General features: G+C 75.0%; 20 protein-coding genes. 5 read left to right on the top strand and 15 right to left on the bottom strand.

Annotated features, from left to right (window positions below):
* Positions 1 to 31 precede the first annotated feature (31 nt).
* Positions 32 to 829 carry an inositol monophosphatase family protein gene (locus IE332_RS04750; RefSeq protein WP_189914093.1) on the top strand — a complete coding sequence of 266 codons (798 nt, stop codon included), beginning with the start codon at positions 32 to 34 and terminating at the stop codon, positions 827 to 829.
* Positions 830 to 900: 71 nt separating this feature from the next.
* On the opposite strand, the gene IE332_RS04755 is transcribed toward IE332_RS04750, so the two are convergent.
* From IE332_RS04755 to IE332_RS04780, 6 genes are all read right to left on the bottom strand, one after another.
* A complete protein-coding gene (locus tag IE332_RS04755; RefSeq protein ID WP_189913806.1) occupies positions 901 to 2103 on the bottom strand; it encodes a cytochrome P450 in 1203 nt (400 codons plus the stop codon).
* 54 nt (positions 2104 to 2157) lie between these two features.
* Positions 2158 to 3009 carry a tRNA-dependent cyclodipeptide synthase gene (locus IE332_RS04760; protein WP_189913807.1) on the bottom strand — a complete coding sequence of 284 codons (852 nt, stop codon included), beginning with the start codon at positions 3007 to 3009 and terminating at the stop codon, positions 2158 to 2160.
* Between the two features lie 517 nt (positions 3010 to 3526).
* Positions 3527 to 5041, bottom strand: a complete 1515-nt coding sequence (locus IE332_RS04765) for a pyridoxal phosphate-dependent decarboxylase family protein (RefSeq protein WP_229928299.1) — start codon at positions 5039 to 5041, stop codon at positions 3527 to 3529.
* The gene (locus IE332_RS04770; RefSeq protein ID WP_189913808.1) at positions 5038 to 6537 is read right to left on the bottom strand and encodes a diaminobutyrate--2-oxoglutarate transaminase; all 1500 of its coding nucleotides are present in this window, start codon (positions 6535 to 6537) and stop codon (positions 5038 to 5040) included. The genes IE332_RS04765 and IE332_RS04770 overlap by 4 nt, the downstream gene beginning before the upstream one ends.
* A 210-nt stretch (positions 6538 to 6747) precedes the next feature.
* Positions 6748 to 7488: a response regulator gene (locus IE332_RS04775; RefSeq protein ID WP_189913809.1), complete on the bottom strand. Its 741-nt coding sequence runs from the start codon at positions 7486 to 7488 to the stop codon at positions 6748 to 6750.
* Positions 7485 to 9548 (bottom strand): sensor histidine kinase, encoded by a 2064-nt coding sequence (locus tag IE332_RS04780; protein ID WP_229928300.1) that lies wholly within the window; start codon positions 9546 to 9548, stop codon positions 7485 to 7487. Before IE332_RS04780 ends, IE332_RS04775 begins: the two co-directional genes overlap by 4 nt.
* 154 nt (positions 9549 to 9702) lie before the next feature.
* On the opposite strand from IE332_RS04780, the gene IE332_RS04785 reads away from it, so the two are divergent.
* On the top strand, positions 9703 to 11121 hold the full coding sequence (locus IE332_RS04785; RefSeq protein ID WP_189913810.1) for a cation:dicarboxylate symporter family transporter: 1419 nt from the start codon (positions 9703 to 9705) through the stop codon (positions 11119 to 11121).
* Between the two features lie 183 nt (positions 11122 to 11304).
* Here IE332_RS04785 and IE332_RS04790 read toward each other — a convergent pair whose 3' ends face one another.
* Positions 11305 to 12282 carry a hypothetical protein gene (locus tag IE332_RS04790; protein WP_189913811.1) on the bottom strand — a complete coding sequence of 326 codons (978 nt, stop codon included), beginning with the start codon at positions 12280 to 12282 and terminating at the stop codon, positions 11305 to 11307.
* A 77-nt stretch (positions 12283 to 12359) separates the two neighbouring features.
* Positions 12360 to 12962 (bottom strand): RNA polymerase sigma factor, encoded by a 603-nt coding sequence (locus IE332_RS04795; protein ID WP_189913812.1) that lies wholly within the window; start codon positions 12960 to 12962, stop codon positions 12360 to 12362.
* Between the two features lie 245 nt (positions 12963 to 13207).
* On the opposite strand from IE332_RS04795, the gene IE332_RS04800 reads away from it, so the two are divergent.
* On the top strand, positions 13208 to 13579 hold the full coding sequence (locus IE332_RS04800) for a hypothetical protein (RefSeq protein WP_189913813.1): 372 nt from the start codon (positions 13208 to 13210) through the stop codon (positions 13577 to 13579).
* A 73-nt stretch (positions 13580 to 13652) separates the two neighbouring features.
* Here the strand turns inward: IE332_RS04800 and IE332_RS04805 are convergent, their stop codons facing one another.
* From IE332_RS04805 to IE332_RS04835, 7 genes are all read right to left on the bottom strand, one after another.
* Positions 13653 to 14342, bottom strand: a complete 690-nt coding sequence (locus IE332_RS04805; protein ID WP_189913814.1) for a GTP-binding protein — start codon at positions 14340 to 14342, stop codon at positions 13653 to 13655.
* Positions 14323 to 14670 (bottom strand): DUF742 domain-containing protein, encoded by a 348-nt coding sequence (locus IE332_RS04810; RefSeq protein ID WP_229928359.1) that lies wholly within the window; start codon positions 14668 to 14670, stop codon positions 14323 to 14325. The genes IE332_RS04805 and IE332_RS04810 overlap by 20 nt, the downstream gene beginning before the upstream one ends.
* A gap of 170 nt (positions 14671 to 14840) precedes the next feature.
* Positions 14841 to 15251 carry a roadblock/LC7 domain-containing protein gene (locus IE332_RS04815; RefSeq protein WP_189913816.1) on the bottom strand — a complete coding sequence of 137 codons (411 nt, stop codon included), beginning with the start codon at positions 15249 to 15251 and terminating at the stop codon, positions 14841 to 14843.
* On the bottom strand, positions 15248 to 18085 hold the full coding sequence (locus IE332_RS04820) for a sensor histidine kinase (RefSeq protein ID WP_189913817.1): 2838 nt from the start codon (positions 18083 to 18085) through the stop codon (positions 15248 to 15250). The genes IE332_RS04815 and IE332_RS04820 overlap by 4 nt, the downstream gene beginning before the upstream one ends.
* Positions 18086 to 18157: 72 nt before the next feature.
* On the bottom strand, positions 18158 to 19006 hold the full coding sequence (locus tag IE332_RS04825) for an MHYT domain-containing protein (protein WP_189913818.1): 849 nt from the start codon (positions 19004 to 19006) through the stop codon (positions 18158 to 18160).
* A gap of 402 nt (positions 19007 to 19408) precedes the next feature.
* Positions 19409 to 20773, bottom strand: coding sequence for a cytochrome P450 (locus IE332_RS04830; RefSeq protein WP_189913819.1), 1365 nt, complete (start codon positions 20771 to 20773; stop codon positions 19409 to 19411).
* 89 nt (positions 20774 to 20862) lie between these two features.
* On the bottom strand, positions 20863 to 21930 hold the full coding sequence (locus IE332_RS04835) for an RNA ligase (ATP) (protein WP_189913820.1): 1068 nt from the start codon (positions 21928 to 21930) through the stop codon (positions 20863 to 20865).
* Between the two features lie 368 nt (positions 21931 to 22298).
* On the opposite strand from IE332_RS04835, the gene modA reads away from it, so the two are divergent.
* Together modA and IE332_RS04845 are read left to right on the top strand one after the other, a co-directional pair.
* A complete protein-coding gene (modA, locus tag IE332_RS04840; RefSeq protein WP_189913821.1) occupies positions 22299 to 23180 on the top strand; it encodes a molybdate ABC transporter substrate-binding protein in 882 nt (293 codons plus the stop codon).
* Between the two features lie 92 nt (positions 23181 to 23272).
* The gene (locus IE332_RS04845) at positions 23273 to 24082 is read left to right on the top strand and encodes an ABC transporter permease (protein WP_229928360.1); all 810 of its coding nucleotides are present in this window, start codon (positions 23273 to 23275) and stop codon (positions 24080 to 24082) included.
* Positions 24083 to 24109: the final 27 nt, after the last annotated feature.

The following is a 24109-nucleotide window of genomic DNA, read 5'->3' on the forward strand; positions in this document are numbered from 1 at the left end:
GGTACACAGCGAAGGGAGCACGAACGTGCTGATGGACAAGGTGGCGGAGATACTCGCCGAGGCGTCGGCCGAGGTCGTCGAGCCGCGCTTCCGGGCGCTGGCCGCCGGCGAGGTGATGGAGAAGGCGCCCGGCGAGGTCGTGACCGTCGCCGACCGCGAGGCCGAGGCCATCATCGCCCGCCGCCTGCACGAGCTGCTGCCCGTCCCCGTGGTCGGCGAGGAGGCCGTCTCCGCCGACCCCTCGCTCGCCCGGGCCCTGCACGACGAGCCCGCCGCCTGGCTGGTCGACCCGGTCGACGGCACGGCCAACTTCGTCGCCGGCCGCCCCGAGTACGCCGTGATGTGCTCCCTCGTCCGCAGCGGCCGGACGGTGGCCTCCTGGATCTGGCAGCCCGAGACCGCCACCGCGTACAGCGCCGAGCTGGGCTCCGGCGCCTGGCGCGACGGAGAGCGTCTCACCCGCCCGCCGGCACCCCAGGAGGCCGCCGAGCTGCACGGCTCGGTGAAGAGCCGCTTCCTGGACCCCGAGCACCAGCGCCTCCTGCAGGCCAACGTCGGGGCCTTCGGCGAGGTCTCCCCCGGCCGGCACGCCGCCGGGATCGAGTACCCGGACCTCGTCGAGGGCCGCTTCGACTTCCTCCTCTACTGGCGCACCCTCCCCTGGGACCACGCCCCCGGGTCCCTCCTGGTCACCGAGGCCGGCGGCGTGTCCGCCCGCCTGGACGGCACCCCCTACCGCCCCGAGGCCCCCGGCTGCGAGGACGGCCTCCTGGTCGCCGCCGACCCCCACACCTGGGAGCTGACCCGCAAGGTCCTCCTGGGCGCCTGACGGCACCCGGCCGCCGGAGCCGCTGGAGCCGCCGGAGGCACCCCCGTCACGGCTCCGCGGGGAGCACTCCGTCACCACACCACCGGCAGCCGCTCCGGCATGCGCTTGATGAACCCCGGCCGCCAGGCCAACTGCTCGACGGGCAGAGCGAGCCGGAGCTTCGGCATTCGCTCGACCAGCGCGGTGACGGCGATCTCGGCATGCGTACGGCCGAGCGCGGAGGCCGGGCAGAAGTGGCGGCCGGCCCCGAAGGCGAGGTGCGGGTTCTCCGTCCGGTCGAAGTCGATCCGTTCCGGGTGCGGGAAGACCGCCGGGTCGTAGTTGGCTCCCTCGACCAGGACGAGCACCAACTCGCCCTCCCGGACCAGCACATCGCCCACCTGGACGTCCGCGAGCGCGAGCCGTGGCAGCGCGTCGCCGATCGACAGGTTGACCCGCAGCAGTTCGTCCACCGCGCGGCCGATCAGCGCGGGCTCCCGCCGCAACCGCTCGGCGAGCTCGGGCTGCTCGCACAGGTAGACGACGGCGTTCAGCAGGAACGCCGAGGTGGACACCGCTCCCGCGCCGAACAGCGACAGGGCGACGGTGGCGAGCAGTTCGTCGCTCACCCGGTCCGGGACGTCCGGGGAGCGGCGCAGCGCGGCGAACCGTCCGAGCAGCCCCTCCACCGGCTCCGGATCGGCGTTGAGCTTTCCGAGCATGTAGCCGAGATCCTTGTACCAGTTGGGCGTTGACCCCTCGAAGGGCACCGGGCTGGTCAGGAAGGCCACGTCGATGCCGGACATCAGCCGCCGCCAGTCCTCGGAGGGGATGCCGAGCAGTCGGCAGTGCAGCGCGGCCGAGTAGGGCTCGGTGAAGCCGTCGCGCAGTTCACCGGGCGCGCCCTGCGCCTCCAACTCGTCGATCAGGCGGTGGGCTTCGGCGTGCAGCCAGCCGTCGAGCTCCCGGTCGGCGCGCGGGGCGAGCGTCTTCATGACGGCACTGCGCAGCCCGGCGCTGTTGATGTTGCCCATGTTGTCGACCACCTCCGGCGGGATGGTCAGCGCGTACTGGCGCGGCACGCCGGGGTTGGCGGTGTCCTTGAGGCTGAACCGCTCGTCCTCCAGTACCTGCTTGGCGAGTCGGTGGCTGCTGACCAGCCAGGCGGGGTCGCCGGTCATGGTGCGGACCCGGGCGACCGGCCGCTGCTCGCGCAGCCGGCCGGCCTCCTCGGGGAACACGTCGCCCCGCCGGGACAGCGGGAAGGTCGGGTCGGTCGTCAACAGTTGCGTCATGTGTGGCTCCTCGTGTGAGACCGCGGGAGGCCCGCGGACGGGAAGGGGGGTCGGCTACGCCGCCCGGACGGGACCGACCCCGACCGGGGCGGCCGCCACCGGCGCGGCCACGACGGGCTCAGCCACGACGGCTGCCGGCACCGCGAGCACGTCCGCCGGCACCGCGAGCACGTCGGTCGGCACCGCGGGACCGCCCGCCGGCCGGATCACCGCGTAGGCCTGGCCCGCCTCCGCCCGGATCCCCTCGTCCCGCCCGAACAGGACCGGGGTGAGCGGCAGTTGCAGGTGGTAGCAGCTGACCGAGGACGCCACCCCGAGCAGCGCCGGGGTGTCCAGGAAGAACGGCAGCTCGGCCGTGATGTAGCGCAGTCCGGCGGCGAGTTGCGGCTCGTTCGGCGCCAGCCCCTCGTCCAGGCGGGCGGCCAGGAAGCCGCGCGCCATGCCCTCGGCGGCGGCCCGGTACGCGGGGTCGGTCCGCAGCCCGTCGACGGCCCGGCGGTGCAGCCGCCGGTAGGCGTCGGCGGCGGTGAACTCGGACAGGGCGTGCACCCCTACGCCGCTGCGGCGACCGGCCCCTTCCACGCCCCGCTCGATCCGGCGGGCGGTGGCCTTGACCTCCTTGGCGGCCCGCCGCTGCGCGTGCTCGGGGGTGTACCCGAAGGTCTCGTACTGGGTCGCGACATGGAGGTCGGCGTACACGATGTCGACGCGCTCGAAGAACTCCAGCCCCCACCCGATGAGTTCGGTGATCCGGCGATGACTGAAATAGCTGTTCCCCGGGCTGACGCCGATCAGCAGGTGCTCGCCCCGCTGCCATATCTCCCGGCACCGACGGGAGTACGGGAGGGCCTCGAACGGGCCCGTCGGGGTGGTTATCGGCTCGTCGTCCGGGACGGTTTCGCGCATGCCTTTCCTCCGCTTCGCAGCATGGTCACAGGACGGTGTTCGCGTGGAACGACCGGGATTCACAGAAATGCACGGCGGGCAGGCGGAGTTCGTCCGGATGCCGGGGCGCGATGACCGCGTACGGGCGACATGGGCCTGGTCAGGCGGCCTTCCTCGGGGTGCCGTGTGCGCATGGTGGGGCTGCGGCCACATGAAGTTACCGCCGCTCTTCGGGAACTCCGCAAGCCCTGCCCGGGAGTTGGCGGAATGTGATCACCGGGCGGCCGGAATCAGCCTGTACACCCTCGCGAAGCTATGTCCACGGAGCTTGTCGGGGAGCGGTCCGATATCCCCCGAACAGCCTCCCACGCCAGTGTCGATTCCTCCAACACCACACCGGTAAAAGGATTCTGATTTGGAGGCAGGAAAAGGGCGCCACACGAACCGTGTGGCGCCCCGACCATGGGACCCCGACCGCTGGCCCTGGCCCTGGCCCTGGCCCTGGCCCTGGCCACTGAGCTGAGACCTGGAGCGGTCGCTACCCCGCGTGCTCGCCCGCCACCTTGCGGCCGGCCCCCACCACCTCGCGCAGCAGCGTGCCCACCTCCCCCACCGTCGTGTGCGGGTTGAGCAGCGTCAGCTTCAGCCGCACCCGCCCCGGCCCCTCGCCCGGAAGTTCCGTACGCCCCACCACCGCCCGGCCGCTGCGCAGCAGCAACCGCCGCAGCCGCCCGTTCATCTCGTCCAGCGCCACCCCGTCGGTCACGCCCGGCGGGCGGTAGCGGAAGAGGAGGACGGTGAGGACGGGGTCGGCGTGGAGTTCGAGGGAGGGTTCGGCGCGGACGGCGTCGGCGGCGGCGCGGGCGAGGTCGTGGCAGGTGTCGACGAGGCGGCCGAGGCCGTCGCGGCCGAGGGTGCGCAGGGTGACGGCGAGTTTGAAGGCGTCGGCACGGCGGGTGGTGCGCAGGGAGCGGCCGAGCAGGCTGGGGTAGCCGGCCTGCTCGTCGTCGACCGGGTTGAGGTACTCGGCGCGGCGGGCGAGCGAGACGTAGGTTTCGGCGCGGCGGACCAGGAAGACCCCGGCGGCGGCCGGCTGCCAGCCGAGTTTGTGCCAGTCGAGGGAGACCGAGTCGGCGCGGGCGATGCCGTCGAGCAGGGGGGCGAGCCGGTCGGAGAGCAGGGCGCCGCCGCCGTACGCGGCGTCGACGTGCAGCCAGGCGTCGTAGCGGCCGGCGAGGTCGGCGGCGGCGTGCAGCGGGTCGACGGCCCCGGTGTCGGTGGTGCCGGCAGTGGCGACCACGGCGATCGGGGTGCGGCCCGCCCAGCTGGCCTCGGCCAGGGCCCGTTCCAGCGCCTCCTCCCGCATGCGGAGCCGGCGGTCGACCGGGACGGGGACGACGGCCCGTTCGCCGAGCCCGAGGAGCGCGGCGGCGCGCTGGACGGAGAAGTGCGCGGCTTCGGAGGCGAGGACGCACGGCCGGACGCCTGCCGGGATCCCGTCCAACTCCACGATGCCGTCGAGCTTCTGGTCGCGCGCCAGCATGAGCCCCATGAGGTTGGACTCGGTGCCGCCCGAGGTGAGGACGCCGGTGGAGCGCGCCGGGTCGTAGCCGACGAGTCCGGCGAGTTCGGCGAGCAGCGCGGTTTCCAGGGCCGTGGCCGCGGGGGCCTGGTCCCAGGAGTCCTGCGAGGGGTTGAGGGCGCTCACGGCGAGGTCGGCCGCGGCGGCGACGGCGAGCGGCGGGCAGTGCAGGTGGGCGGCGCAGGCCGGGTCGGCGGGGTCGGCGGCGCCGTACGCGAGCAGTTCGGTGAGCCGGGCGAGCGCGCCGCGGCCGTGGGCGGCGGCCATCGCGTCGCCGACCAGGGCGGTGATCTCGGCCGGACTGCCCGCCGGCAGCGGGCCCGAACGCATCGCGGTGCCCGCTTCCATGGCGTCGAGGACGGTGGCGAGCAGCGGTCCGAGCGCGCCGGGCCCGGCCGCGCCGCCGGCCAGGGCGTCCGTCGCGGCCTCGCCGTCCGGCAGCCCGAACGGCCCGGGGCCGAGCCCGCTCACCGCTCCCCCTGCCCCGAGCCGCCCACGCCGCCCGAACCAGCCCCGGCACCACCGGAACCGGCGCCGGCACCACGGGCACCACCGGCACCGCCGGCACCGCCGGCACCGACCCCGGCACCACCGGCGGCCGCGGCCGCGATCGCCTCGGCCAGCCGTTCCAGCACCGCCGCCACCTGCTCGTCCGTGATGGTGAGCGGCGGGAGCAGCCGCAGGACCGCGTCGTGGCGCCCGCCCAGCTCGACGATCAGCCCGCGCGCCAGGCACGCCTCCCGCACCCGGACGGCGAGCGCCGGGTCCGCCGGACGGGCCCCGCAGGCGTCGGCCTCGGCCGTCGGGTCGACCAGCTCGACGCCGATCATCAGCCCCCGGCCGCGCACGTCGCCGATCACCGGCAGTTCGTCCGCGAGTTCGCGCAGCCGGGCCGTCATCCGGTCGCCGACGAGGGCGGCCCGCTCGGCCAGCCCGTGCGCGGCGACGTACCGGAGCGTCGCGGCCCCGGCCGCCATGGCGAGGGTGTTGCCGCGGAAGGTTCCGGTGTGGGCGCCGGGCCGCCAGCCGTCGTAGTCCTCGCGGTAGACGACGACGGCGAGCGGCAGGCTGCCGCCGATGGCCTTGGAGAGCACCATGGCGTCCGGGACGATGCCGCTGTGCTCGACCGCCCACATGGCGCCGGTGCGTCCGACTCCGGTCTGCACCTCGTCGACGATCAGCGGGATGCCGCGTTCGGCCGTGATCCGGCGCATCTCGCGCAGCCAGCGGTCGGGCGCGGGGACGACGCCGCCCTCGCCCTGGACGGCCTCCAGGATCATCGCGGCGGGCGGCACCACCCCGCCCGACGGGTCGTCCAGCAGCCGCTCGACGTACGTCACGGAGAGCTCGGCGCCCGCCTCACCGCCGACCCCGAACGGGCAGCGGTAGCCGTACGGGTAGGGCAGCCGGACGACCTCGCCACCGCTCGGCAGCGGTTCCTTGACCGCGACGCTGCCGGTGAGCGCGAGGGCGCCGGCGGTCATGCCGTGGTAGGCGCCGGTGAAGGCGAGCGCGCCGGAGCGGCCGGTGGCGGTCTGGGTCAGCTTGAGCGCGGCCTCGACCGCGTCCGTCCCGGCCGGGCCGCAGAAGTGGATCCGGGCGCGGCCGGCGAACTCGGCGGGCAGGCTCTCGAACAGCGCGCTGGTGAAGTCGTCCTTCTCGGCGGTGGCGAGGTCGAGCAGGTGCAGCGGGGCGCCGCTGTCGAGGGTGCGGCGGATGGCCTCCAGCACGACGGGGTGGTTGTGGCCGAGGGCGAGGGTGCCGGCGCCGGAGAGGCAGTCGAGGTAGCGCCGCCCGTCCGCGCCCTCGACGGTCATGCCGTTGGCGCGCACCGGGACGATCGGGAAGGAGCGGGCGTACGTCCTGGCGGCGGACTCGCGGACGCGCTGGCGACGCAGGATGGCCTCACCGGCGGCCGGGGCCGTGGCTCCGGAGGCGGCCTGAACGGGTACGGCTGCGAGCGACACGACAAACCCCCAGGAGAAGTTAGGTTAGCCTAACTTTACTGCCCCTGAGCTGGCAGAATGCAGCCGGGGCACCCAGAACCACCCGCGCGAGTGAACCTCCGCCAGTTCCGTCCCCGCCCCCGCGTCCGGATACCCGGCCCCGGGAACTCCAACGACCGCCACGCCGGAAGGTCACGCCGGAAGGCCTCATCGGGAGGCCGCAGCGAACGGTCAACCCTCGGACCGGTCGCGGCCCGCCTTCCACCGGTAGCAGAGCTCCGGCCGCCCGACACTCCCGTACTGCGGCTCCCGCACCGCCCGCCCCGTGTCCACCAGGTGCTCCAGGTAGCGCCGCGCGGTGATCCGCGAGACCCCGGCCGCGACGCCCGCGGCCGCCGCCGACAGCCCGGTCGCGGCCTCGCGGAGCACCGCGGCGACGGTGTCCAGGGTGGGCGCGCTCAGCCCCTTGGGCAGGGTGCTGCGCTCGGGGGTGCGCAGCAGGGCGAACGCCTGGTCGACCTCGTCCTGGCCGGTCGCCTCGCCGGTGCGCCCGAGGCTGTGCCGGTACCGGGCGTAGCGCTCCAGGCGGTCGTGCAGGGCGGCGGCGCTGAACGGCTTCAGCAGGTACTGCACGACGCCCGCCGAGACCGCCTGCCGGACCATGGCGAGGTCGCGGGCCGAGGTCACCGCGATGACGTCGGTGGTGTGGCCGGCGGCGCGCAGCGTGCGGCAGAGCTGGAGCCCGTGGCCGTCCGGCAGGTAGAGGTCGAGCAGGGTCAGGTCGACGGGGGTGCCGGCCGCCCGGGCCCGCTCCAGGAAACGCAGCGCCTCGGCGCAGCTGTGGACCGTACCGGCGGCGTGGAAGCCGGGTTCGCGCTCCACGTACAGGGTGTGCGCCGCGGCCGCCACCGGGTCGTCCTCGACGACCAGGACGGAGATCCCCGGCGGACCGGAACCGCCGCGCGGGGTCACGCCGGCACCCCTTCCCGCGCACGCCCGTCCGGCTCACGACCGTCCGACTCATGCCCGTCGTGCTTGCGCCCCTCCGGCGCACGGCGCCCCGGCTCACGGCCGTCCGACTCGCGCCCACCCGGCTCACGGCCGTCCGGCTCGTGCCCGTCCGACAGCGGCCGCTGCCCGCCCGCCGTCGCGGGCCGTCCGGCGAGCGGGAGCCGGACCGTGAGCACCGCGCCCCGCTCCCGGCCGACCTCGACGGTGCCGCCGTTGCGCCGGGCGGCCTGGGCGACCAGCGCCAGCCCGAGGCCGTGCCCGCGGCCGTCCTGCTTGGTGCTCCAGCCGCGCCGGAACACGTCCTCGACGGCCGCGGGGTCGATGCCCGCGCCGGTGTCGGCGACCCGCAGCAGCAGGCAGTCCCCGGGCGGCTCCGCCGTGTCCGCCGCACCCGCCGCGCCCGCCACGCCCGCCGCGCCCGCCACGCCCTCGCCACCGTCACGCGACCCGCCGGCGCCGTCGATCCGGGCCGTGACGGTGACCTCCGGCGGGACCGGGTTCTGCCCGGCCCCGGCGATGGCGGCGTCCACGGCGTTGTCGATCAGGTTGCCGAGCACGGTGATCAGGTCCCGCGCGGAGAGGCCGGGCGGGAGCACCCCGTCGTCGATCCGGCTGTCCTCGGTGAGGGTCAACTCCACGCCGCGCTCGGCGGCCTGGGCGGCCTTGCCGAGCAGCAGGGCGGCCAGCACCGGCTCGCTGACCGCCGCGACCACCCGGTCGGTGAGCTGCTGGGCGAGTTCGAGCTCGGCGGTGGCGAACTCCACCGCCTGTTCGTGGCGGCCGAGTTCGATCAGCGAGACGACCGCGTGCAGTCGGTTGGCGGCCTCGTGCGCCTGGGCGCCGAGTGCTTCGGTGAAGCCGCGCACCGAGTCCAACTCGCCGCTGAGCGCCTGCAGTTCGGTGTGGTCGCGGAGGGTCACCACCCGGCCGAGTCCGGTGCCGATGGTGGAGGTGTTGAGGACCACGACCCGCTCCGCCGTCAGGTGCACCTCGTCCCGGACCGGCTCCTCGCCCAGCACGGCCGCCACCAGCGCCTCGGGCAGGCCCAGCCCCGCCACCGGGCGGCCGTCCACCTCGCCCGCCAGGCCGAGCAGTTCGCGGGCGGCGTCGTTGCACAGCACGACCCGGTGCGAGCGGTCGAGCAGGACCAGCCCCTCGCGCACCGAATGCAAGGTGGCCTGGTGGTACTCGTAGAGGTGGCTGAGCTCGTCCGGTCCCATGCCGTGAGTGTGCCGCCGCAGCCGGGAGTTGGCGAGGTAGGTGCCGACGCCGCCGATCGCGAGCGCGGCCACCGCCACCCCGACCAGGGCCATCAGCGGTCCGCTCAGCTGCGCGGAGATCGACTCGACCGTACGGCCCACGCTGACCAGCGCCACCACCCGGTGCCGGTCGTCCCACACCGGCGCGACCACCCGGACGGACGGACCGAGCGTGCCGGTGTACGTCTCGCTGCGGGTCTGCCCGGCCAGCGCCCAGTCGATGTGCCCGAGGTAGCGCTTGCCGATCTGCTCGGGCAGCGGGTGGGTCCAGCGCACGCCGTCGGTGTCCATGACGGTGATGAAGGAGACCCCGGTGTCCGCGCGGACCTGCTCGACGTACGGCTGGAGCGCCGCGGTCGGGTCCGGTCCGGCCACGGCGGCCCGGACGGACGGCGATCCTGCGACGGCTTGCGCGACCGCGGTGACCTCCCGGCGGGCCGCGTCCTCGTTCCGGTCGGCGGTGAACAGGTACGCGAGCACCGCACCGCCCGCGACCACGGCGGCGACGATCACCACCTGGACGACGAACAGCTGCCCGGCCAGACTGCGTACCAGCCGCCGGTCCCGGCAGCCGGGCAGGCGGCGGACCAGCCGGGCCAGACCGGCCGGGCGACCGAGCCGCGCCGGGCGACCCAGCCAGGCCAGACCGGCCGGGCGACCCAGCCAGGCCAGACCGGCCGGGCGACCCAGCCGGGCCGGACCGGACGGGCGGAGCGAGGCGAGGCGGCGGCGCGCGGCGGTGGGGGCGGTGCGCTCGGACATGCCAGCCAGTGTGCACCACCACCGGCGCCACCGGCCCGGGTGCACCGACCGTGAACTCTATGAACGCAAACGTGACCTCCGTCACTCCCGGGCCCCATAGTCGGAGCGGCCCACCACCCGGGGCCGCCAGGACTGCAGGGCGAAGGAGCCGCAGATGTCGATCACTGGAGCCGCGACGGCGGGGGGACCCAGACGCAAGGACCGGACCCATTACCTCTACCTCGCCGTGATCGCCGCGGTGATCGCGGGCGTGGTGGTCGGTCTGGCCGCTCCCGGCTTCGCCGTGGAGCTCAAGCCGGTCGGCACCGGCTTCGTCAACCTGATCAAGATGATGATCAGCCCGGTGATCTTCTGCACCATCGTGCTGGGCATCGGCTCGGTGACCAAGGCCGCGAAGGTCGGCAAGGTCGGCGGACTGGCCCTCGGCTACTTCCTCGCGATGTCGACCGTCGCGCTGGCCATCGGCCTGGTCGTCGGCAACCTGCTGGAGCCCGGCGGCGGCCTGCACCTCACCGCCGCGCTCGCCAAGTCCGGCCACGCCCAGGCGGCGGCCGGCGGCGCCCAGTCGACCACCGACTTCCTGCTCGGGATGATCCCCGACACCATGTTCTCGGCCCTCACCCAGGGCAAGGTCCTGCAGACCCTGCTGGTCGCCCTGCTCACCGGCTTCGCCCTGCAGGCCATGGGAACGGCCGGCGCCCCGGTGCTGCGCGGGATCGAGCACGTGCAGAAGCTGGTCTTCCGCGTCATGGCGATGATCATGTGGGTCGCGCCGATCGGCGCCTTCGGAGCCATGGCGGCCGTGGTCGGGGCCACCGGCACGGCCGCGCTGAAGAGCCTCGCGGTCATCATGGTCGGCTTCTACCTGACCTGCGCGCTGTTCGTCGTCGTGGTGCTGGGCACCCTGCTGCGCCTGGTCGCCGGGATCAACGTGTTCGCGCTGCTGAAGTACCTCGGCCGCGAGTTCCTGCTGATCCTCTCGACCTCCTCCTCCGAGAGCGCCCTGCCCCGCCTGATCGCCAAGATGGAGCACCTGGGCGTCAGCCGGCCGGTCGTCGGCATCACCGTGCCGACCGGCTACAGCTTCAACCTCGACGGCACCGCGATCTACCTGACCATGGCGTCGATCTTCATCTCCGAGGCGATGGACAAGCCGATGTCGATCGGCGAGCAGCTCTCGCTGCTGGTGTTCATGGTGATCGCGAGCAAGGGCGCGGCCGGGGTCACCGGCGCCGGCCTGGCCACCCTCGCGGGCGGACTGCAGTCGCACAAGCCGGCACTGGTGGACGGGGTCGGCCTGATCGTCGGCATCGACCGCTTCATGTCCGAGGCCCGCGCGCTCACCAACTTCGCGGGCAACGCCGTCGCGACCGTGCTGATCGGGCACTGGACCGGCGAGCTCGACACCGAGCGGGCCCACCGGGTGCTGGCCGGCGAGGTGCCGTTCGACGAGCTGACGCTGGTCGACGGACACGGCGCCGACCACTCCCCCGGCACCGACGCCGAGCGCCCCGCCCCCGGCGGCAGCCCGGCCCCGGGCGGCACCCCCGAGGCCGCGCCCGCCGCCGCCTGAGCCGCCACGCCCCCGCGACTCCCCCGGTCCGGCGCCACCCCAACCCCCGGAAACGGCGCCGGACCGGGGGCTTCCCGTCCCCGCTCCGGCCTCGGACCCCTCAGCTGATCAGGCCCGACGGGCCGACCGGCCGAGGGGCCCGGGGCCCACCGGCTGAGGGGCCCCACCGCCCGACCGCGCCCCTCAGAGCTCCTGCGAGCCGCTGACCGCCCAGGCCACCCCGCTGGCCGGATCCTCCAGCGCCACGTGCAGGTGGTGCAGCCCGGCGGCCGGCTCCTGCCAGGTGAAGCAGCGCATCCGGGCCACCAGCGCGTTCACCTCGCCCGGCTCCGGCCCGTCCGTGCCGGCCATCGCGGCCAGCGCCCGCCACAGCCCCAGCCGCCCGTGCGCGCACCCCTGGGCCCGCCCGACCGCGGCGGCCCGCACCAGCGCCGGGTAGGCCAGCGCGAACGGCAGGTACCCGCCGACCACCCGTCGGCTGCGGGCCAGCAGCGCGGCCGCCAGCGGGGCCTGCCCCCGGACGCACGCGACCTCCGCCCAGGACGCCAGCGCGCCGAGCTCGGCCCGCGCCCGGGTGACCCGCGGCCCGACCGGCCGGCCGTCCGCCCGCGCCACCGGCGCCGGCAGCTCCACCTCGCCGAGGCCCTCGCGACTGGCCGGCAGGGTCAGCAGCGCGCTCCGCGCACCCCCGCCGGGCAGGTACTCGCGCACCCGCACCGCCTCCTCCCAGCCCGCCGCCTCCCACGGCTCCAGCCGCAGCGGCACGCCCTCCGGATCGGGCTCGGCCCCGTACGAGAGGTCCTCGCCGAGCAGCACCCGGGTGTGCGCGACCAGTCGGCGTACCGGGGCCGGGCCGAGCAGCGGGGCCAGCCGCAGCCAGGAGTGCCGGGTCGCCAGCACCTCCCAGAGCGGACCGGCGTCGTGGTCGGCCACCCCGGCGACCGTCCCCTCCCCGCCGTCCCGGTCGAACAGCCGGACGGCCAGCTCGGGCGGCGCCGCGTAGGCGATCAGATGGCCGAGCGGCGCCGTCAGGGCCGCTGCGGCCTCCTCGCCCGCCTCGACCACGGCGGCCGCCCGGCCCTGCCGGTAGGCGGCGAGCAGCTCCTGCCAGCGGCCGTCCTCGGCCAGGGCGCGCAGGCGGTGGTCCTCGTACGTGATCACGATTTTCAGCGTACGGGCCGGGGCCGCGCATCAGCTGACTCGTCGTCAGTACGGTGCGTCGAGCCGCCGGGCGGGAGTCATCCGCTCCCCCGCTCGCGCTCCCGTTCGAGGACGGCGCGCAGCCGCCCGTGGGCCCGGCGGCGGGTGACGGCCAGGGTGCTGCGATGGAGGCCGAGCAGCTCGGCGGCCTCGTCGACGGTGTAGCCGTCGAGGTCCACCAGCGCCACCGCGCGGGCCTGCTTGGCGGTCAGGAAGCCCAGCAGCCGGACCACCTCCCAGCGCGCCTGCAGCTCCGTCATCCCGCCGACCGCCCGGGCGGCGGACGCCGCGCGGTCCCGCTCGCCGCCGTCGCCCGGCTCCGGCACCTCGGGCATCGGCACCCGCCGCCGCTCGCGGCGCCACTGGTCGCGCAGGATGTTCACCATCGTGGTGAACGCGTAGGCGTAGGGCTGCGGATGGCCGAGGAAGCGCTCCGGCCGGCGGGCGATCCGCAGGTACGCGTCGTGGACGACGTCCCCGGCGGCGAGCGGACTTCCGGTGAGCACGGCGGCCGCCTGCTGGAGTCTGGGCAGCAGGCCGGTGAAGACCCGGTTGAACTCGGCCGACCCGCCGCCGTCCCCGGACGGGCCGAAGCCCTTCTCCGGTCCGCCGTCCACCGGCCGACCGCCGCACTCCGCCATGCCGCCCTCCCCGGACGTCGGCACCCCGAACACCCGCCCGGGCCTGGTCACAGCCCAGCCGGGACCGCTTGTGACACAGGTCACATCATAGGCCGTCGTTTCACTGTGCGCAGTCATTCGTATGCAACATGTCACCGGCCTTACGGGGAGCGGGAGTTCACCTCCGCCCGCGGACCCCGGGACGGCCGGGGCGCTCCGCCCGACGAGAACCGTTCAGCGAGAACCGTTCAGTGAGGAGAACCACCGTGCGAGGTTGCATCGCCAGGAAGATCGCCACGTTCGGGATGGCCACCGCGGCCGCCCTCGGCGTGCTCGGGACCACCACCCTGCCGGCCGCCGCGGCACCCGCGCCGGACCAGAGCGTCACCCCGGCGGCCGTCGCCGCGTCGAACACCGTGGCCGCCTCGCCCTACCGCTGCGCCATCACCGCGAACTACGGCTGGCGCTGGGAGGGCTACTGCTACGTCTACTCCGGACAGCTGCGCACCATCACCTACTGTGCCGACGGAACGCACAGCACCGGCCTGTGGATCGGCGCCCGGCCGCAGGCCTGGGACGTCTGGGGCAACTGCCCCGGGTCCAGCTGGACGAAGATCGTCTTCCAGTGGCGCGGCTGACCGCGGCCAGGGGGTGACCCCACCCATCGCCCTCTCCCCTCGCCCCCACCCCCTCACCCTCTCCCCCTCCCGCTCACCCCACCGGCGCGACGTCCGCGAGCAGCCGGGCGGCCCGTACCCGCCCGGCGTGCTCGACCAGGTTGATCAGCACCTCCTTGCCCGACGACCGGCGCCGCGCGTCGCAGAGCAGCACCGGCGTCCCGGCGTCCAGGTCCAGCGCCCGGGCCACCTCGTCCGGGCCGAACTCCCTGGTGCCGGCGAAGCGGTTCACCGCGACCACGAACGGGATGCCCCGGTGCTCGAAGAAGTCGACGGCCGGGAAGCAGTCGGTCAGGCGACGGGTGTCGGCGAGCACCACGGCGCCGAGCGCCCCCTGGGCCAACTCGTCCCACAGGAACCAGAACCGGTCCTGCCCCGGGGTGCCGAAGAGGTAGACCGCGAGGCCCTCGCGGATGGTGATCCGCCCGAAGTCCATCGCCACCGTCGTGGTGCTCTTGCGCTCCACCCCGTCGAGGTCGTCCACCCCGCGCCCGGCCTCGGTCAGCCGCTCCTCCGTGCGCAGCGGGCGAATCTCGCTGACCGCCCCGACCAAGGTCGTCTTGCCGACCCCGAAGCCGCCCGCCACCAGGATCTTGAGCGCCAGCACGGTGCCCTCGGGGTCCTCCGCCGCGGCCGGCCCGGCCGGATGGGTCGGATGGGCCGGATCGTTCCTATCCGTCTTGTCCGTCCGATCGGTCGGGCGGTCAGAGTGCACGGAGTCCATGGATGACCTCCTGGAGGATGCGCTCGTCGGGGAGCAGGGCGGGTGGAACGGGGCGGCTGACCCGGATGAGCCCGGCCGCCAGCAGGTCTCCGAGCAGCACCCGCACGACGCCCACCGGCAGGTCGAGGTCGGCGGCGAGCTCGGCGACGGACAGCGGGGTGCCCCGGCAGAGCGCGAGGATGCGCGCCTGTTCGGGGCCGACCGGCGGCTCGGGCGCGTCCGGGGCGAACACCGGGTGGGCGGGATCGCAGACGACCACCGCGATCAGGTCGAGCTGCTGCCCGCCGGCCCCGGTGCGCCCCCGGGTCATCGTGTACGGGCGGACCAGCGGTCCGGCCTCGTCGTCGTACCAGCGCGCCCGGTGGGCGGCGGCGAGCGGGTTGCGGGAGTGCGGGCTGTGGGAGTCCGGATCGTGGGAGTGCGGGTCGGACTCGCCCCGCGGGTGTTCCGGACTCCGGTCGCCGGACGATCCCTCGGCAGACGGGCGGGGCACCGGGCTCACCAGCCGTCCACCGCGCGCGGTGAGGCGCTCAGGTGCTCCCCGACCCGGCGGACCAGTCTGGCCATCTCGTAGGCGATCAGGCCGAGGTCGGCCCGGGCACCGGCGAACACGGCCAGGCAGGTACCCTCCCCGGCCGCCGCGACCAGCAGGTAGCCGCCCTCCAACTCGACCATGGTCTGCCGGACTTCACCGGCACCGAAGTGCCGTCCGGCCCCCTTGGCCAGGCTGTGGAAGCCGGAGGCGACGGCCGCCAGGTGCTCGCCGTCCTCGCGCGGCAGCCCGGCCGAACTGCCCACGGCCAGACCGTCGGCGGAGAGCATCACGGCGAAGCGGACCTCGGGGGCGCGCCGGACCAGTTCGTCGAGGAGCCAGTTCAGCTCCCCCGCACGGTGGGTGGTGCCGATCACGGACGCTCTCCTTCGGGTCGGGGCGGGGACAGGGGGCCGCGCGGGCCCTGCGGCGGCGGGAGGTCGGCGAGTCGGTCGGCGGTCCGGTCGGCGGTCCGGTCGGCGGTCCGGTCGGGACGCCCGTCCTCGGGGCGCAGCCCGCGTGCCCACCCACGCTGGAAGGCCGCCATCGCCGCGCGCGCCGCCTCGGGGCTGCGGCCTCCGGGATGGCGGACCTCTGCGCTACCGCCCGTACCGGCGGAGGTGCCCAGGCCCGTGCCCGGACGCCGGGTGCGCCGGTCCGGGGCCTCCGGGGCCTCGCGCAGTTGCGGTACGAGGCTCGCCTGCCGGGTCCGGCGTGGCAACTCCTCGGGGTCCGGGACAGGTTGACGATCATCGGACACCCGCAACGGATCCGGTCCCGGCCCCGGCCGCGGCCCCGCCTCGGGACCCGGCTCACGCCCCGGGCGGTACGGCTGCGGCGGCCCGGACTGCGGACGGGCGGCGGCACCCTGGCCCCCGTCCGCAGCCGGACCGGCCGCCCGGGCACCGGAGGCCCGGGACGGGGGGCGGCGCGCGGGCGTCCCGGGGTCGGCCCCCGGGACGCCGAACGGCAGCAGCGCCCCACCCTCCGGCGGCGGCCCACCCGCCGCCGGAAGTCCTTCACGGCCCGCACGCAGCGGGTAGCCCCCGCCCGTCGGGCCGAACTCCCGCTCAGGCCACACTGGTTGCTCGGGCCCGAGCGGCTGTCCGGGCCCGAGCGGATCCGGATCCTGCTCGAAGGTCCGGCACCGCCCGTCCGCCGCACCACCCATCACACCGCCCATCACGCCGCCCGCCGTCCCGCCGGCCAGCAGCACGGTGGGCAGCAGGACCACGGCGGTGGTGCCGCCGTACGCGGAGGTCACCAGCGAGACCCTGACGTCCTGGCGCCGGGCGAGCCGGCTGACCACGAACAGGCCGAGCCGGTCGCTGTCGAAGAGGTCGCTCTGCTCGGCCGCGGCGATCCGCCGGTTGGCGGCGGCCAGGGCCTCCGGGCCCATGCCGAGGCCGCGGTCCTCGATCTCCAACGCGTAGCCGGTGCCGACCTGCTCGCCCCGGATGTGCACCCGGGTGTGCGGCGGGGAGAATCCGGTGGCGTTCTCGACCAGTTCGGCGACCAGGTGGGTGAGGTCGGCGACGGCGTGCCCGGCGACGGCAGCGCGGGGCAGCGGGTGCACCTCGACCCGGGCGTACTCCTCGACCTCCGAGACCGCCGCGCGCACCACGTCCACCAGCGGGACGGGCCGGCGCCAGCCCCGGCCGGGGGCGGAGCCGGAGAGGATGATCAGGCCCTCGGCGTGGCGGCGCATGCGGGTGGTGAGGTGGTCGAGCCGGAACAGGTCGGCCAGCTCGGACGGGTCCTCGGTGCGCCGCTCCATCGCGTCCAGCAAGGTGAGTTGGCGGTGCACCAGGACCTGGCTGCGACGGGCGAGGTTGACGAACACCCCGGACACCCCGGACAGCACCTCGGCCCGCTCGACCGCCGCCGTGACGGCAGCCCGCTGGACAGTGCCGAGCGCCCGGTGCACCTGGCCGATCTCATCGCCCCGGCCCGCCGGCCGCGGCGCCTCGGCGTCGATGTCCACCGCCTCCCCCGCGCGCAACTTCCGGATGGTGGCGGGGAGTTTGCGACCGGCCAGCTCAAGTGCCGAGTTGCGCAGTCCGATCAGCTCGGTCACCAGGCCGCGTCCGATCTGCACCGAGATCACCAGCGAGGCCACCACGCCGACCAGCCCGAGCACCACGGCCGTCCCGGCCGGGGTGAACAGGCCCAGGGCGTACGGGTTCCGGCTTTCCGCGGCGACCCTCCCGGCCCGGTCCTCGACGGTGCGCAGGCCGCTCGCGACGTTCCCGGCGACCATCGCCCACCGGTCCGCCGGCAGCGCGGCGACGGCTGCCCGACCGTCGACGGCCGCGCGGACCCTCTCCTCGTACCCGACCAGTTCGCGGTGGTCCTGGCCACCGGTCACGGCGAGCAGTGCCTCCCGGTCGGCGGGGCGCAGGCCGGCGGCGGCGCCCCGCTCGAACTCCCGTCGGGCGAAGGCCGCGCCGGAGAACTCCCGCAGCTGGTCGTCGGTCGGAGCACCGGAGAGCTGGGCGGCGCGCAGCAGGGCGTCCTCACGGGCCAACAGCTCGCGTGACCGGGCCAGTTCCAGCAGCACCCGGGCGTCGCCGGCCGCCGGGCCGTCCTGCGGCGGGGTGACGGCACCGGCCGCGGCGAGCGCCCGGTCCACCGCCTCGCCGTACGCGCCGTACACCTCGGGCCAGCCGACGCTCCGGGCCAGCACCCGGCCGCGCAGCTCGGGCAAGGTGGCGAGAGCGGCGCCGAGGGCGTCCAGCCGGCCGGCCGCGTCACCGCCGAGGCCCTGGGCGTCGGCTCGGTTGTAGCCCCGGTCGGGGTGCCGGGGGTCGGGGAACAGCGGGGTGACCGCGCGGTCGGTGGCGGCGGCGGCCTCGCGCAGGGCGCTCTCCCGGGCGGCGCCGGGGGCGGTCGCCGGGGCGGCCAACAGCTGTCCGGCGGCGGCGCGTTCGGCCTGCAGCCCGGCGACCGTCCCGGCGACGGGGGTGAGTACGGTGCGCTGGGCGTCGCGCTGGCGCAGCAGGTCCCAGACGCCCTGGGCGGTGGTGACGGTGGCGAACCCCCACAGGGCGATGACCGAGACCACCGGGACCATCAGCAGGGCGATGATCCGGGCCCGGACGGTCCGGGGGCGCAGCCCGCGCAGCCAGGCGCCCGGGCGCGGCGGCCGGGCGGGCGGCCCGGCATGGGCACCCCGGCGGGTACCGGGGGCGGTACCGCGGTGTTCTCGCATGCGGGGGGAGCCTTTCGAGGCGGGAAGGGCGGGAGAGGGAGAGGTGCGGGCCGGATGACCTCCGGACGGCGCTCAGGCCGCGCGCTCGTGGTGCTCGGCGCTGGGGCGGGCGGGCGCGGGAGGAGCGGCCTCGGGACGGGCGGCCGCGGCGGGGAACTCCTCGATGGCCAGTTCGCCCGCCTCCCGGTAGCCGGCCCGCTCCTGGGCGGTCGGCGAGAGCGCGACGAAGGCCGAGGCGAGGAAGAGGAACGAGCCCAGGCCGACGGCGAGCGGGAACACGAACTCCATCGGGGTCGCGCCCCCGAGGCCGGCCCGGGTCGGCTCCAGCCGGACGTGGACGGCGGCCATGCCGGTGTAGTGCATGCAGCTGACGGCCAGGCCCATGGCCAGCGCGGCGGCCCCGGCCGCGTAGACGTTGCGGATGGTGACGGCGGCCCAGAGCGCCGCGGTGGCCGCGCCGACCGCGACCAGGACGGACAGCGCGACCGTCCCCGCGTCGTAGCGCAGGCCGCCGTGCATCCGGACGGCGGCCATGCCGAGGTAGTGCATCGCGGCGACGCCGAGGCCGGTGGTGACGCCGCCGGCCAGCAGGGCGAGGCCGCGGTGCCGGCCGTAGCAGACCACGGTCAGGCCGAGGCCGGTGACCAGCACCGCGACCACCAGGCTGAGGACGGTCAGCGGGACGCTGTAGCGCAGCTCGGTGCCGTCGACGGCGAAGCCGAACATGGCGACGAAGTGCATGGTCCAGATTCCGGAGCCGATCGCGGCGGCGGCGGTGAGCAGCCAGTTGCGCCGGGCGGAACCGGTCGCGGCCAGGCCGCGCAGGGTGCAGCGCAGCCCGAGGGCGGCACCCGCGCAGGCCATCAGGTACGAGAGGACGGGGGTCAGCCAGCCGAGGCTGAGGTGGTTGAGGGTGCCCATGGGACCTCCGGTCGACCGGTCGGGCCCGGGGCGGTACGCGGTGCGCCCGGGCACCCCGGGCCGGGCGGACTCCATGCGACCGGCGGCGAGGTCTCGTCCTGTTCAGGTCTCGTCATATGCCAGCCGCATGTGCGCTTTCGGCCTGGGGTGCGTGGGACGCTATCGAGCGGCCGGAAACTGCCACCCGAAGATCTGAAAAGCTGCCCGCAGGCGGCGGGTGATGTGTTCGAATGACCCGGTCGTGTGCCCGGACCGTGGACACCGCGCCGAGCCGCGGCGAACAGATGACAACAGACAGCGGACAGATAACAGACTCTGAAATCTGTCCGCTGTTATCTGTCCGCTGTCTGTTGTCCGCCGGCCGCAGTCTTCTGCCCGCCGACCCCCGTCAGCCACCAGCCGTCAGCCGCCGGCCGTCACCCGGATCCGCATCGGGCTCGCCGCCCGCAGGGTGATCCCCTGGGCGAGTGCCACCCGACGGTCCACCGCCTCCACCTCGAAGTCCCGCAGCAGCACGCCCAGCGTCAGCACCGATTCCAGCATCGAGAAGTGCTGCCCGATGCACGCCCGCGGCCCACCGCCGAAGGGGAACCAGGCGTAACGGTGCCGGGCCTTCTCCTCCTCCGGCAGGAAGCGGTCCGGGTCGAAGCGCTCCGGGTCCGCCCAGTGGTCGGGGTGCCGGTGGGTGACCAGCGGCGCCACGACGACCTGTGCCCCCGCCGGGATGACGTACCCGTCGACGACGGTCTCGTCGACCGCCCGCCGGCCGACCAGCGACGCCGCCGGGTAGAGCCGCATCGCTTCCTTCAGCACCCGGGTGAGGTACGGCAGCGCCTCCAGGTCCGCCGCGGTCGGCGCCCGCCCGGCCAGGACGGTCCGCGCCTCCTCCTGGGCGAGCTTCCGCTGCTCCGGGTGCTTGGCCAGCAGGTGCAGCGCGAACGCCAGCGAGGTCGCCGTGGTTTCATGCCCGGCGACCAGGAACACGAGTACCTGGTCCCGGAGTTCGGCCGGGTCCAGCCGCTCCCCGTCCTCGCCGCGTGCCCGCCCGAGCAGGGTGAGCAGGTCGTCCGCGTCCTCGTCGCCGCTGCCGCGCGCGGCACGTTCCGCGATGATCCGGTCGCAGACCTCGTACAGCGCCCGCTGCGCTCCGAGACCGCGCCGGTTGCCCGGGGTCGGCCAGGTGCGCGGGAAGCGGACCGGGGCGAAGCCGCGCTCCTTGACGTACTCGCCGAGCAACGGGAAGTTGTGGTGGACCACCTCCGCCGCCTCCTCGACGTCCGCGCCGAAGAGGATCCGCGCGACGGCCCGCATCGTGTACCGCGACATCTCCTCCGCCGCGTCCACCACCCCGTCCGGGGCGGCCCGCCACCGCTCGGTCAGCGACTGCGCCTCCTGCGCGATCACGTCCGCGTAGCCGTCCACCCGGCGGCGGGTGAACAGCGGCTGGATCAGCCGGCGCTGGCGCTGGTAGTCAGCGTCCTGGCTGGTCAGCAGCCCGTTGCCGACGCTGGTCCGCAGCTCGTCGTAGAAGGCGCTCTCCTTGCGGAAGTTGGCCGCCTCGCCGCCGAGTACCTGCTGGACGCCGTCCGGGGAGAAGATCGCGTAGAACTCGACCCGGAGACCGGGCGGACCGGCCTGGAGCCGCACCACGTCCCCGTGGTCGCGGCGGGCCGCGAGGTAGGTGCGCAACGGACGGCGGGTGAGGTCGAACAGCGATCCCACCAGGGGGTTCCCGGCCGGTCCGGGTACGGCGGTAGTGGCGGCCATGAGCGACTCCTTCTGCACAGGGATGCGCACCGTCGACTCTACTGACGGGTAGTCAATACCGGAAGGAGTGGGCGGCCGCCACCCGGCTCCTACTCGTACTCGGTGCCGCCCTTGCGCGTCAGATAGGCGTCGCTGACCACCTTGGCGATCGCCCGGGCGCCGAGCACCGGGCTCCACCGCTCGGTCACCGGCCGCACCACGACGCCCTCGCGCAGGTGGAGTTCGCGACCGGAGAGGGTCTCCTTGCCGCGGGCGTGCCCCAGCACGACCTCCGGGTCGAACGGGCCGCGCCACAGCTCGGGCACCAACGGCAGTTCACCGTCCAGCAGTTCGGGCGCGGACAGCCAGACCAGCTGACCGTCCACGACGGCCGACACGTCGAACGCCGCGTACCCGGGCCGGTCGGTGCGCGAGGAGGCGCCGTAGCTCAGGTCCTGCACGCCCTCCCCGAAGACCTCGCCGAAGATGCCGACCCGCTCGGCGCCGAGCCGCTCCGCCAGCCGGGCCGCCACCGCCGGGATGTCGTGGGCGCGCACCGCCCGCCAGTAGAGGTTGCGCTCGTCCTCGACCAGCGCGAGGCCCTGCGCGCCGATCCCCTTGGACGACACCCGCGTCTCGCCGGTCGCGGCGGTGTACGTGACCAGGCAGCAGCTGCCGTGCAGCTTCTCGGTCAGCACCACCGGCTCGCCGGGCTCGAAGACGTCGGGGTAGCGCTTGAGGTTCTCGATGTCCACCCAGGGCAGCAGGTCCGGGGCGCTGACCACGTCGCCGCTCATCGACGTCGGCACCGGAGGCTGCCACTTGACCACGCCGAGCAGCTCGGCGAAGTCCTCGCCGCGCTCGGCCGCGGCGGCCAGGTCGGTGCCGGCGAGCGCGGCGGGACGGCAGACGATGCCCTGCGACAGCTCGCCGCGCAGCCGTACCGCCTTCACCCGGTTCGCCGCGGCGCCGGCCAGCTTTCCGGTCAGCCCCAGCTCCGCGATCAACTCCTCGGGGAGCACCGACTGTTCGGGGATGTAGACGGCGTGGTCACCGGTCCGGTACACACCCTTCGCGACCACCGCCCGGTAGAGGCCGACCTGTGCGAGCTCCAGGGCATCGGCGTTCGGGTGCTCCAGGACGGTCAGCTTCTCGACGGTGACGCGCAGCGTGGACATGGGACGGACTCCTCCCCTTGGTTCGACCGTGGCGGCGCGACCGCGCGGCCCGGTCGCGGACGGTCACCACTCTGGCCGCTCACCTCTCCCGGCGCGACGCATTTTCCGCGCGCCCCCAGCTCACGCCGGCTCGCCCCAGAGCACCCCAGCGCGCCCCCGACCGCTCCGGGAGCACCCGGCAACCACCCCCGCCCGTCACCCCTTTTGAGCCATCCCACAGCGGCCCCGGCACCCCCGCCCGTCACCGCCTGTGCAAAGAGACAGAGGATTTATCGCTCGCATATGCGGCACTATGATCGCCGTAATGGCCGCAGCTGCGGCCACGCCCTCGCGCCCCTCCCGGCGCGCACCCCGGAGGGGAAGCACCGATGAGTACCACCGGCACCACCCGCAGACTCGCCGTCGCCGCCGCCGCCGCGGCCCTCGTCCTCAGCCTCGGGGCCACCGCCTGCGGCAGCGACGGCGGCACGTCCTCGGCCTCCTCCAGCTCGGCCGCCGCCTCCGCGAACTCCGCCGGTTCCACCGGTTCCACCGCTTCCGGCGCTTCCGCCACGGGCAGCGGGGTGCCGAAGGCCAGCGGCGCCATCACCGTCTTCGCCGCCGCCTCGCTCAAGGAGACCTTCACCGAGCTCGGCAAGAAGTTCGAGGCCGCCAACCCGGCCAGCAAGGTCACCTTCAACTTCGGCGGCAGCTCCGCCCTCGCGACCAGCATCAACTCCGGTGCCCCGGCGGACGTGTTCGCCGCCGCCAGCCCGGCCACCATGAAGACCGTGACCGACGCGGGCGGCGCGAGCGGCCAGCCGGCGACCTTCGTCAAGAACACGCTCACCATCGCCGTGCCCAAGGGCAACCCCAAGCACGTCGCCGGCCTCAAGGACCTCACCGCCTCCGGGGTGAAGGTCGCGCTGTGCGCGAAGGAGGTGCCCTGCGGCGCCGCCGCGCAGACCGCGCTCAAGGCCGCCGGCCTCGACCTCACCCCGGTCACCCTGGAACAGGACGTCAAGGGCGCCCTCACCAAGGTCGAACTCGGCGAGGTCGACGCCTCGCTGGTGTACAAGACCGATGTGCGGGCCGATGCTGCGAAGATCGACGGTGTGGACTTCCCCGAGGCCGACAAGGCCGTGAACGACTACCCGATCGCCGCGCTCGCCAAGGCGCCGAACAAGGACGGCGCCGCCGCCTTCGTCGCGTACGTCCAGTCGCCCGAGGCCAAGCAGGTGCTGACCGCGGCGGGCTTCCAGGCGCCGTGAACGACCGCACCACCGCCGGCTCCGGGAAGAGCGACGCGGCCGGACCCACGGGCCCGGCAGGACCCGCAGACCCGGCGGGACCCGCGCAGGCCCTGCCGCGCCGCCGTCGGCGCCGGTCGCGCACGCACCGGGTCCCGGTCACCCTGCTGCTCCCGGCGCTGCTCGGGCTGGCGTTCCTGATCCTCCCGCTGGTCGGGCTGCTGGTCCGGGCGCCGTGGAGCGGCCTGTCCGAGCAGCTCACCAGCACCGCCGTCTGGGAGGCGCTGCGTCTGTCGCTGATCAGCGCGACGGCGGCCACCGCCGTGTCGCTGGTCCTCGGCGTCCCGCTGGCCTGGCTACTCGCCCGCACCGAGCTGCCGGGCCGGCGGGTGATCCGGGCGCTGGTCACCCTGCCGCTGGTGCTGCCGCCGGTGGTCGGCGGTGTGGCGCTGCTGCTGGTGCTCGGGCGGCGCGGCATCGTCGGCTCCTGGCTGGACTCGGCGTTCGGCATCACGCTGCCGTTCACCACCACCGGGGTCGTGATCGCCGAGGCCTTCGTGGCGATGCCGTTCCTGGTGATCAGCGTCGAGGGCGCGCTGCGGGCCGCCGACCCCCGCTACGAGGAGGCGGCCGCGACCCTGGGCGCCTCCCGGCTGACCGCGTTCCGGCGGGTCACCCTGCCGCTGATCGCCCCGGGGATCGCCGCCGGAGCGGTCCTGGCCTGGGCCCGGGCGCTCGGCGAGTTCGGGGCGACGATCACCTTCGCGGGCAACTTCCCCGGCCGTACCCAGACCATGCCGCTGGCCGTCTACCTGGCCATGGAGTCCGACCCGCAGGCCGCGATCGCGCTGTCGCTGGTGCTGCTGGTGGTCTCCGTCGCGGTCCTGGCGGGCCTGCGCGACCGCTGGCTGTCGACGCCGTGACGCCGCCCGCCACCACCCCCGCCTCCT

It is taken from the genome of Kitasatospora xanthocidica, assembly GCF_014656195.1.
In the GTDB taxonomy this organism is placed as follows: domain Bacteria; phylum Actinomycetota; class Actinomycetes; order Streptomycetales; family Streptomycetaceae; genus Kitasatospora; species Kitasatospora xanthocidica.